The sequence below is a fragment of the Microcystis sp. BLCC-F209 genome (assembly GCF_041928595.1).
GTDB lineage: Bacteria > Cyanobacteriota > Cyanobacteriia > Cyanobacteriales > Microcystaceae > Microcystis.
Window position 1 is genome coordinate 23,926 of sequence record NZ_JBHFLL010000328.1, and the last position, 10,318, is coordinate 34,243.

At 44.1% G+C, this 10,318-nt stretch carries 9 protein-coding genes; 6 read left to right on the plus strand and 3 right to left on the minus strand.

Annotated elements, in window-relative coordinates:
• Window positions 1-20: 20 nt before the first annotated feature.
• The 3 genes from ACE1AQ_RS22065 to ACE1AQ_RS22075 form a co-directional block, all read right to left on the minus strand.
• Complete coding sequence (locus tag ACE1AQ_RS22065) at window positions 21-323, minus strand: hypothetical protein (protein ID WP_008201966.1); 303 nt, start codon at window positions 321-323, stop codon at window positions 21-23.
• Window positions 324-613: 290 nt separating this feature from the next.
• Complete coding sequence (locus ACE1AQ_RS22070; protein WP_002801205.1) at window positions 614-1,306, minus strand: response regulator transcription factor; 693 nt, start codon at window positions 1,304-1,306, stop codon at window positions 614-616.
• A 24-nt stretch (window positions 1,307-1,330) separates the two neighbouring features.
• Window positions 1,331-2,539: an RNA-guided endonuclease TnpB family protein gene (locus ACE1AQ_RS22075; RefSeq protein ID WP_110543265.1), complete on the minus strand. Its 1,209-nt coding sequence runs from the start codon at window positions 2,537-2,539 to the stop codon at window positions 1,331-1,333.
• A gap of 243 nt (window positions 2,540-2,782) precedes the next feature.
• Here ACE1AQ_RS22075 and ACE1AQ_RS22080 point away from each other — a divergent pair, with 243 nt between their 5' ends.
• The 6 genes from ACE1AQ_RS22080 to ACE1AQ_RS22105 all read left to right on the plus strand — a co-directional run bounded on the left by ACE1AQ_RS22080 (window position 2,783) and on the right by ACE1AQ_RS22105 (window position 9,632).
• Window positions 2,783-4,147 (plus strand): ATP-binding protein, encoded by a 1,365-nt coding sequence (locus ACE1AQ_RS22080; protein ID WP_106908047.1) that lies wholly within the window; start codon window positions 2,783-2,785, stop codon window positions 4,145-4,147.
• A 161-nt stretch (window positions 4,148-4,308) separates the two neighbouring features.
• Complete coding sequence (gene cpeB, locus ACE1AQ_RS22085; protein WP_008201973.1) at window positions 4,309-4,869, plus strand: C-phycoerythrin subunit beta; 561 nt, start codon at window positions 4,309-4,311, stop codon at window positions 4,867-4,869.
• A gap of 92 nt (window positions 4,870-4,961) precedes the next feature.
• Complete coding sequence (locus ACE1AQ_RS22090) at window positions 4,962-5,456, plus strand: bleomycin hydrolase (RefSeq protein ID WP_008201975.1); 495 nt, start codon at window positions 4,962-4,964, stop codon at window positions 5,454-5,456.
• A 93-nt stretch (window positions 5,457-5,549) separates the two neighbouring features.
• Window positions 5,550-6,356: a HEAT repeat domain-containing protein gene (locus ACE1AQ_RS22095; protein ID WP_232306183.1), complete on the plus strand. Its 807-nt coding sequence runs from the start codon at window positions 5,550-5,552 to the stop codon at window positions 6,354-6,356.
• A gap of 175 nt (window positions 6,357-6,531) precedes the next feature.
• A complete protein-coding gene (psb27, locus tag ACE1AQ_RS22100; RefSeq protein WP_039900038.1) occupies window positions 6,532-6,933 on the plus strand; it encodes a photosystem II protein Psb27 in 402 nt (133 codons plus the stop codon).
• A gap of 329 nt (window positions 6,934-7,262) precedes the next feature.
• Window positions 7,263-9,632, plus strand: a complete 2,370-nt coding sequence (locus tag ACE1AQ_RS22105; RefSeq protein ID WP_110543269.1) for an endonuclease MutS2 — start codon at window positions 7,263-7,265, stop codon at window positions 9,630-9,632.
• Window positions 9,633-10,318 lie beyond the last annotated feature (686 nt).

The following is a 10,318-nucleotide window of genomic DNA, read 5'->3' on the forward strand; positions in this document are numbered from 1 at the left end:
GAAAACTTCCGGGGAAGAAATTAGAAAACATCACCTAGACGGGCATATTCTAAAATTGACCGGCTGAGAGCATCGCGATCATCGCGAGTGAGGTAATAATTCCGGCCGCCGATATCATTGAGAAATCGCAGTAGGGCCAGACAAGCGGACTCTAGATCCGCTCTGCGTCGGGCAGCCGCTAAAGCTTGTTCCGAGGTGGCATAAACTAGGCAATCGCTAATTCCTTCGCTGCCATCCACTCGCCAACATTGAAAAGAATAACCCTGCATTTCTAGGATCAATTCAATCTGCCAGCCGTGATAGTCAAATCGCGTATAAATCATCTCAAGCAGCCCCTTGTAGGAGAGGAAAGTCACAGGTTTGACCGCTCTGATTGTCTAGAAGTCCTGCACCTGTCTAACTTTCTAATTTAATGGATGATTATGGAAACCCTCTGCAAACTTCGTGCAGATTTCGTGCAGAAATGATTTTGTCCACTGTCTAGGGTTTGCTGAAAAAGTTTATTGGTGGGGTTAGGAGTCAGGAGGCAGGAGTCAGGAGGCAGGAGGCGGTCGGCAGGAGGCGGTCGGCAGGAGGAAAAATCGAATATGCAATTTAGATTCAAAACAGCTTATTACTTTAAACGATAACCAAGACCGTGAACGGTTTCAATAAAGTCTTCCGGCGCACCGAGGGATTTTAGCTTGTGACGAAGACCGCGAATATGGGAAGTAACGGTTTCCTCGGCCGGAGAATCGTCCAAAGACCAAACTCGCTCAATAATACCCGATCGACTTAAGACCCGGCGCCCATGGGTAACAAGTAATTCTAAGAGAGCGAATTCCTTGGGGGTGAGGGAAAGAAATTGACCGTTATAACTGGCCTCGTGGGTACTGGGATTTAACTGCAAACCCCCCCAAGATAATAAAACACTGCTGGTGCTGCTGCCGCGTCGGATCAAGGCCCGAATCCGCGCCATTAATTCGCCCAAATCGAAGGGTTTAGTGACATAATCATCGGCCCCTGCGTCTAATCCGTCAATTTTATCGATTACCGTGTCCCTTGCGGTTAATAATAGGACGGGAACGGTGGCATTAGCAGAGACGGGATGATGGGATTCCGCTCGTCGCAGACGTTGACAGAGCAAAGTTCCGCTTAATTTGGGCAGGGTGACATCGAGAACTAAAAGGTCATATTTGCCTAATTCTAGCCAATTCCAGCCTTCTTCTCCGTCTCTAGCCACATCGACAACGTATTGTCGCTCGCTCAATGCCTCTCGCAAAATCTCGGCTAGTTGCATATCATCTTCTACTACTAAAATTCGCATGGTCTAGAGTTGACACTCCCGCCGTTAAGCTGACGCTGTGACGGGGGATTCTTGATTCACAGAAACCCGCTTTTCGGTACAAGTACCAACGAGTCTTACAGTTTCTCCCCAAGCTTGAAATTCCGACTGTCCATCGGTATTTGTTGACAGTATTCTCATACCTTCTTCCCTTAAATTCTTGGCGGCGTTTTCATCTCTATCGTGCTGCGTCTTACATTCTGGACAAATCCATTCACGAATACTGAGAGTCAATAAATCTTTTTTAAATCCACAGCAAGAACAGAGTTTTGTACTCGGATAAAACCTGTCAACTTCTACAAGTTTTCCTCCCTCTCTTTCTAGCTTGTAATCCAAGAAATTAAGCAACATACCAAAACCAGCGTCATGTATTGATTTGGCTAATTTAGTCCTTGCTAACCCTTTAATATTCAGATTCTCGGCTACAACGATTTGGTTTTCATCGCATAACTTTCTGGAGAGTTTATGAAGAAAATCCTGTCTAGTATTTGCTATCTTTTCGTGAACCTTGGCTACCTCCTTAATGGCTTTTTGGCGATTATTAGACCCCTTGGCTTTACGAGACAATGCTTGTTGTCTCCGCTTTAAACGTTTAGCATATTTTCTGGTAGGTTTGATTGGGTCAATCTTGTAGGTTGTTTCACCATCAAAAACCGTAACTAAAGAAGATAAACCTAGGTCTATCCCTGATATTTTTAGTTTTTCAATGGTTGTTGAGTCATCCATCTCAAACAAGATGGCAGCAAAATATTTATCTGTACTGGTTTTAGAAACAGTTACGGATTTAATCTTACCATTTATTACTTGAGAAATCTTAGCTTTTACAACCCCTAATTTAGGTAGCTTAATTCCCTTATTTCTAATTGAACAACTTTCAGGATAACGGATTGATTGTTTTTTGTGCTTACTTTTAAATTTAGGGAATTTTGTTCTTTTTGAGAAGAAGTTCTTAAAAGCAGATTCTAAGTTTTTCAATGATTGCTGCAAGGTAGCGGCAGTAGCCTCAGCTAACCATTCAAAATCCAGTTGTTTCTTGAGTTGGGTAAGGTCTTTTGCCATGTCACAGTAGGTCATTCCTTTACCAGTCTCTAGGTACTGATTGTTAGTTTTATTTAAGTAGTAATTCCAAACAAAACGGACGCAACCAAAGTTTTTAGCTAAGGCTAGTTCCTGTTTTTTGTTTGGGTATATTCTCACTTTTAAAACATTTAACATCAGCCTGACCCCATCTGTGCTATCTTTTCAGTATAACACTTACCGCTTAAATATGTCAAGCTCATACATACCTTGAGAATCAAGCCTTTCCTTATTAGGAAACACTGTCGCGTTAGTTTAGATTCTGGGGGCAATTCATCTCCCGTTAATTTCTGGTATATTTTTAATTAAGGAGAAATTTAACGGGAGTCCTCTTGCTCCATTTAGATAGAGTAAGCTGGAAATAGTGTCAGTTAACTGCTGATGAATTGGCTCAAACAAGGAAAATGGATCGCGGGAGGTTTCGGGCTAACTGTCTTATTGATGGGAACTATTAGCCTAGTTTCCTATCGCAATACCCTCGCCCTGCGTCAGCGCGCTGCCGAGGTGGAAGTTACCTACGAGATCATCGATAATCTCGCTAATCTTTACGCTAACATGGCGGTGGCCGAATCGGGAAGACGCGATTATATCAAAACTGGCAGCCCCAGTGAATTAGGCCGTCATCATCGGGCGATCGCTTTGATGCAATCTAACTGGCAACTCCTAGCCAAACAATTAGAAAACGGCACGGATTTCGAGCGGGAAATGGTCACTCAGATCGGGGATTTAATGTATCGGCGAATTGCTTTATTTAATCAATCGATCGCTACCTATAAATTCGATCAATCCGATGATATTTCTCAAGATGTAATCACGGTTAAAAGTGTCGAAGTCCGGGATAAGTTTCAAAATCTTCTTACCTATTTACAAGCTAGTCAGAAAAGGAATTTAAGAAGTAGCATCGCTAGTTCTAGGGATAGTATTAGCGAAAATTCTCTGTTGGGGTTACTGGGAACTTTTATCAGTTTTGGGATTATTTGCGGAGTTTATCTCTTGGTTTTTTGGCAAGAGAAACGGCAACAAAAAAGTGAGGAAATTCACCGGCTATTACTACAGGAAAAAGAACTTTCTGACCTAAAAATTCAGCTTTTTTCCATGATATCCCATGAGTTCAGAACCCCTTTGACCGTGATTTTTTCCGCCTCGCAGTTATTAGAAAACGGCTTAAAAGATGCAGATCAGTCGAGCAGAAAAAACCTATACAGGATCCAGTCTTCTGTCAAGCTAATGAATCAATTCTTAACAGATATTTTGATTTTAACAAGGGCAGAATCTGGAAATCTAAGATGTCAACTAGAACCGCTCGATATTGAAGCTTTTTGTTTAAATTTAGTCGAGGATTTTCAATTTATTAATAAAAATAATACACCGATTAAATTTGTCAGTCAGGGATTGATGAGCCGTCCTTATCTAGATGAGAAACTGCTCTACTCGATTTTAAGTAATTTACTCTTAAATGCGATTAAATATTCCCCCACGGGAGCAGGGATTAGTTTGATTTTGGGGAAAGATAGCGATCGCATTGTTTTTCAAGTCCGGGATCACGGGATCGGCATTGCCGAGGAAGATAGAGACAGGATCTATGAACCCTTTTATCGGGGTCAGAATGTGGAAAATATTATCGGCACGGGATTGGGGTTAGCAGTGGTTAAAAAATGCGTCCAACTCCACCGTGGCGAAATCGCCCTAGATAGCCAAGTGGGTAAGGGAACAAGCTTTACCGTTAAACTGCCCATGTCACCCTAGTTCCAGCTTGAGCGGCCAAAAGATTACAAAATGTAACTTTCTTTCTCAGAAACGGGACGAAAGCAACGGCGAATTTTTATCTTCTAGATTAATCGATCGCAAAGTCCAATCTGGATCGACCCTAAAACCCCTTCTATTCATCTCAATTTGAGGAGAGCTTCATGCTTGACGCTTTTTCCAGAGCGGTAGTAACCGCCGATAGTAAAACCGCTGCCATCGGTGGTGCCGACTTAAACGCGCTCCGTAGCTTCATCGCCCAGGGCAACCGTCGTCTTGATGCCGTTAATGCGATCGCTAGTAACGCCAGTTGTATGGTTTCCGATGCCGTTGCCGGGATGATTTGCGAAAATACTGGCTTAATTCAAGCTGGTGGCAACTGTTACCCCAACCGTCGCATGGCAGCCTGTCTGCGTGATGCGGAAATCATCTTACGCTATGTCACCTACGCACTGCTCGCCGGCGATGCTTCCGTCCTCGAAGATCGTTGCTTAAACGGTTTGAAAGAAACCTACACCGCTTTAGGTGTACCCCTACAATCCGCCGCTCGTGCCGTAGCGATCATGAAAGCGCAAGCCGCCGCCCACATTCAAGATACCCCCAGCGAAAAATTCGCCGGTGCTAAACTTCGCAAAATGGGTTCCCCCGTTGTGGAAGATCGTTGCGCCAGCTTAGTGGCAGAAGCGAGCAGCTATTTCGATCGAGTTATTGCCGCTCTCAGCTAAAACGAGACTAAAACTCGCTTTCTGGCTGTTATTTACGCAAAAATCAGCCAATTAATTTCTTCACTCAAGTCAAACTTAAAAATAGTAAAGACATGAAATCAGTAATTACTACTGCCGTTGCTTCTGCTGATGCGGCTGGACGTTTCCCCAGCACCTCCGATCTAGAATCCGTACAAGGCTCTATCCAACGGGCCACCGCTCGTCTGGAAGCCGCCGAAAAACTGGCTGGCAACCTCGACGCTGTAGCCAAAGAAGCCTATGATGCTTGCATCAAAAAGTATCCCTACTTAAACGAAGCCGGCCAAGCGAACTCTACCAATACTTTCAAAGAAAAGTGTCTCCGGGACATCAAACACTACCTACGTCTGGTTAACTACTGTTTAGTCGTCGGTGGCACCGGTCCCCTCGATGAATGGGGTATTGCCGGACAACGGGAAGTTTATCGCGCCTTGGGATTACCCACCGCCCCCTATGTAGAAGCTCTCAGCTTCGCTCGTAATCGCGGTTGCGCTCCTCGTGATATGTCCGCTCAAGCTCTCACCGAGTATAATGCCCTTCTCGACTATGTGATCAATTCTCTCTCCTAGAGACAGATATCGATCTCGTTCACTACTGGGGGACTCGCAGTTAATTGTTTGCCTATCATGGGGGTAAGCGAATAACTAGGAGTCCCTCGGTTATTGGCAGATTTTTGGCCCTCGGTTGTCAGAAGTCAGGAGATTATTTTTATTTATTCTCCCCACACCCTACACCCTACACCCTCTTTCAAGTCAGAAGTCAGGAGATTATTTTTATTTATTCTCCCCACACCCCACACCCCACACCCCACACCCCACACCCCCCAACCCCTACCCACAGAACTTTTTAACAGCACCATGTCCCAAGAATCTTTATTCGAGCAGTTAAAGCACCCCAATCCGCACCTACGGGAACAGGCAATCTGGGAATTGGTGGAAACTCGCGACGAAACCACGATTGATCGCCTAATGGCCATTTTAGATGAAGAGGATACGACCTATCGCCGGGCCGCCGTCAAAGCCCTAGGCGCGATCGGTGTGGATACGGTTCCCCCTTTGCTGGTAGGGTTACTCAATAGCGATAATGTCACCGTGCGCGGTAGTTGTGCCAAGGCCTTGGCCCAGGTAGCGGTAAATTATCCCGATGTCCCCTTTCCAGAGGCGGGAATCGCGGGTTTAAAAACGGCACTAGCAGACGCGAATCCAGTGGTACATATCGCCGCAGCTATGGCCCTGGGAGTGGTTGGGGTTCCAGCATTGGATAGTTTATTGGAAGTGTTGCAAAATACGGAGAATTTGGGGTTAGCCGTGTCGATAATTAATGCTGTTAGTTCGATTCCAGATAATCTATCTAAAGAGGTATTGACAGCCATAGCCAATGATGAAACAGCGGATATCTACCTTCGGGAAACCGCCACCAGCGCCTTATCGCGGCTGGAATTAGTTCAGAATCAACTCACTCCGGGTTGATGGCATCGCAACTTTTAGGCAAAAATAGGGCTTTTAAAGCCAAAAAAGCCTAGATTTGGGCTATTTACCCCCCAGTTGACCCCTGATTTTTGCAGCAGGTTGACTCTCCTGGGGAACTGGTCACGGTTTCCTGATAGGATAAGGTGACTTGGGATTAACTTATGGTATCGAAAATATGTCTCTAAAACCTTACATTTCTCGCTTATTAGCTTTGGTTCTCGTCCTTGTCATCGGATTGATGGGTTGTTCTAGTAGTTCGGGGTTAACGGGCAATTATGGAAAAGATACCCTGACGGTGATTGAAACTTTAACCACAGCCCTTGATTTAGTCAAAGATGACCCGAATAAAGCGGCAGCTGAGTCGCAAGCAAAGGAACAAATCAACGATTACATCTCCCTCTACCGACGAGATAAAAAATCCGGGGGTTTGCGTTCTTTCACTACTATGCAAACAGCCTTAAACTCTCTAGCTGGTTATTATACCGCCTACGGTTCCCGTCCCATCCCCGACAAACTCAAACAACGTTTAAAACAAGAATTTAAACAGGTGCAATTCTCTCTCCAGAAAGGAATTTAGATACAGTTATCAGTTATCAGTTATCAGTTATCAGTAGAACTCGACCTAATATTATAAGCTGTACTGAATTTAAACTGCGTATTAGAAATTTTAGTACAAATGCTCGAACTTCCTCTCCCTGCTCCCAACTCCGGCACTCCAGTGCAGTCTTAACGAGTAATTTAGATAGTCAACAGATTGGCGGGATTGTTAAGTGACAGGTATTAGGTGCGAGTAACAGTGCTGTCTTTTCCCTTGACTGATTACTGTTGACTGAAATGACTCCTGTAAAAATCAGACCAAATCCGGTTAGACTAGAAATACAAAGCGTATTATAAAAAACTACAAAATTGATTCAAGACGAAACCCTAGAATTATTGGAATGGCCGCGGCTATGTCAACACCTAGCTACTTTTACAGCGACTAAACTAGGTGCGATTGCGATTCGTCAATTGCCGTTACCGGAAAGCAAAGAGGAAAGTTTAAACCTACTCTGCCAAACCAAAGAAGTTTATAGTTTAGAACAAAAATTAGATAGTCGTCTTTCCTTTGATGGGATTACCGACATCGGCGATGCTCTAGAAAGGGCGCATCTGGGGGGGTTATTATCGGGACAGGAACTTTTAAATATTGCCACGACTTTAGCCGGAGTGCGACGTTTACGGCGTTTAATTGATGAACAGGAAGATATACCAGTTTTAAAAGAGTTAGTAGCCGAAATTCGCACCTATCCAGAGATAGAACAGGAGATACACCGTTGTATCGATGAAGATGGCCGGATATCCGATCGCGCTAGTCCCCAATTACGGGAAATTCGGGGACAAATGAAGGTGATTAGAGAGCGAATTTACCGAAAATTACAGGATATCATGCAAAAACAGGGCGGTGCTATCCAAGAAGCGGTGATTACCCAAAGAAGCGAGCGCTGGGTGCTTCCCGTCAAAGCAGCGCAAAAAGAGCAAATACCGGGGATAATTCACGATACTTCCAGCACAGGGGCAACTTTTTACATTGAACCTCACTCTATCGTTGACCAAGGCAATCAACTACGGCAATATCGTCGTCTGGAACAAATCGAAGAAGAAAAAATCCTGCGGCAGTTAAGTAATCTGATCGCCGAAGCCTTTGAGGACTTAGAATATTTACTAGCGATCGCTACTAGGCTCGATCTGGCCACCGCCAGAGCCCGTTACAGTTTATGGTTAGAGGGTAATCCCCCCCACTTTATCGATGGTTCGGAAACGATTACTTTACGGAATTTGCGTCATCCTTTGCTCTGGTGGCAAAAACACCACGAACAGGGGGGGGAGGTCGTACCGATAAATGTGCAGATTAGCCCAGAAATTCGCGTTGTTGCCATCACCGGACCAAATACCGGCGGAAAAACCGTTACTTTAAAAACCCTCGGATTAGCGGCTTTAATGGCGAAAGCGGGCCTGTTTATTCCAGCGCGGGAACCGGTAGAGATACCCTGGTTCGATCAGGTTTTAGCCGATATCGGGGATGAACAGTCTTTACAACAGAGTTTATCGACTTTTTCGGGTCACATTCGCCGGATTGTCCGCATTTTAGCGGCTTTAAATTCTCGTTCCTTGGTTTTACTCGATGAGGTGGGAGCAGGTACGGATCCGGCCGAGGGAAGTCCTTTAGCGATCGCTATTTTACAATACCTCGCCGATCATAGTTTACTGACGGTGGCTACCACTCACTACGGGGAATTAAAAGCGTTAAAGTATCAAGATTCTCGCTTTGAAAATGCCTCGGTAGAGTTTGATGATCGCACTCTTTCCCCCACTTATCGACTATTATGGGGCATTCCGGGGCGTTCTAATGCTTTAACTATTGCCCAGCGTTTGGGATTGAATCCCGAAATTGTGGCCGAAGCGAGAAATCATCTGGGGGGGTTATCGGAGGAGATAAATCAAGTAATTGCTGGTTTGGAAGCGCAAAGACGGGAACAGGAGTCAAAAGCTCAAGAAGCTAGTCAATTACTCCAACAAACGGAGAAATTTTATACAGAAGTGTCCACGCGGGCTAATTCTCTACAGGAGAGAGAGCGAGAATTAAAACGTTATCAAGAGCAGGAGATACAAAAAGCTTTATTATCGGCAAAAGCAGAGATTAATGAGGTTATTCGCCGATTGCAAGCGGGAACAAAAACTGGTAAAGATGCCCAAAAAGCCACAGAGGAGTTAACTGCGATCGCAGAAAGGTTATTACCAAAAACGGAAAAAACTAAGGTTAATTATCGTCCGCAAGTGGGGGAAAGGGTACGCTTGCCCAATTTGGGACAAACTGCCGAAGTTTTAGCAATTTCACCAGAATCAGAGGAGATTTCCCTGCGTTTCGGTATGATGAAGATGACCCTACCCTTAGACCAGATTGAGTCTTTGGATGGTCAAAAAGTGGAAACTGTGCCAAAACCTGCCAAAAATTTGCCTCAAACTCCCACAAAACCCCAGGAGACTCCTTTAATTCGTACTGCTAATAATACCGTCGATATTCGCGGTTCCAGGGTGGCAGAGTCAGAAACGGATATCGAACAGGCGATCATCAGAGCCACCTCATCGGGCATATTATGGATTATTCACGGTAAAGGTACGGGGAAATTGCGTCAAGGTGTTCACGATTTTTTATCCCGTCATCCCCAGGTAAAACGCTTTCAATTAGCACCCCAAAATGAGGGCGGTTCGGGGGTAACTATCGCTTATTTAACTTAGGGTTTGCGGCAAAAAGTTTTTTGTCCGGTTAGAAGCCAGGAGATAGGGTGATAGGGTGATGGGGTTTTAGGGTTTTAGGGTTTTAGTTGAAATTCCCCACTTCCCCACTTCCCCACTTCATAATTCATAATTCATACTTTGTGCTTTTTGTCAAAAAAACTTTTTTTTTGCAATAAAACTACACAAAAAAAAGATCATCGTTATGACTGAAATTGACTAATTTAGCCGTCTTAATTAGGATCACCTTCTAGGTGTGGCAAAGGTTTCAGCCATTGCTGCCCAAAAAAGCACAAAATAACCCACTATGAAATTCTATCAAATCGCTGTAACCATTACAACATCGTTGTTAAATAAAAATCTTTCTCAATTAATTCTTAAGAATTTATAAATATTGCGGAATGTTAATTTAAATATTCTCAAGCTTTTGGAGTCAATCAATAATTTTTGCTTATCTTTAGCCAACATTGGGTTAGGAGACAGTATTCTCCGAGTCAGGAGTCGGGAGTCAGGAGTCGGGAGATTATTTTTATCCCACTTCATAATTCAGGTTCTTCGGTTTGTGTTATGTAATGGACGGGGGTTATAAGAGATGGAACCCTTATAGAGAAAGACATTGGACGATTTTTGTCAATTGTTTTTGATCTAGAGCGAGCTAATCAGTTAAATCTTTTGCCAGATAAGGATTT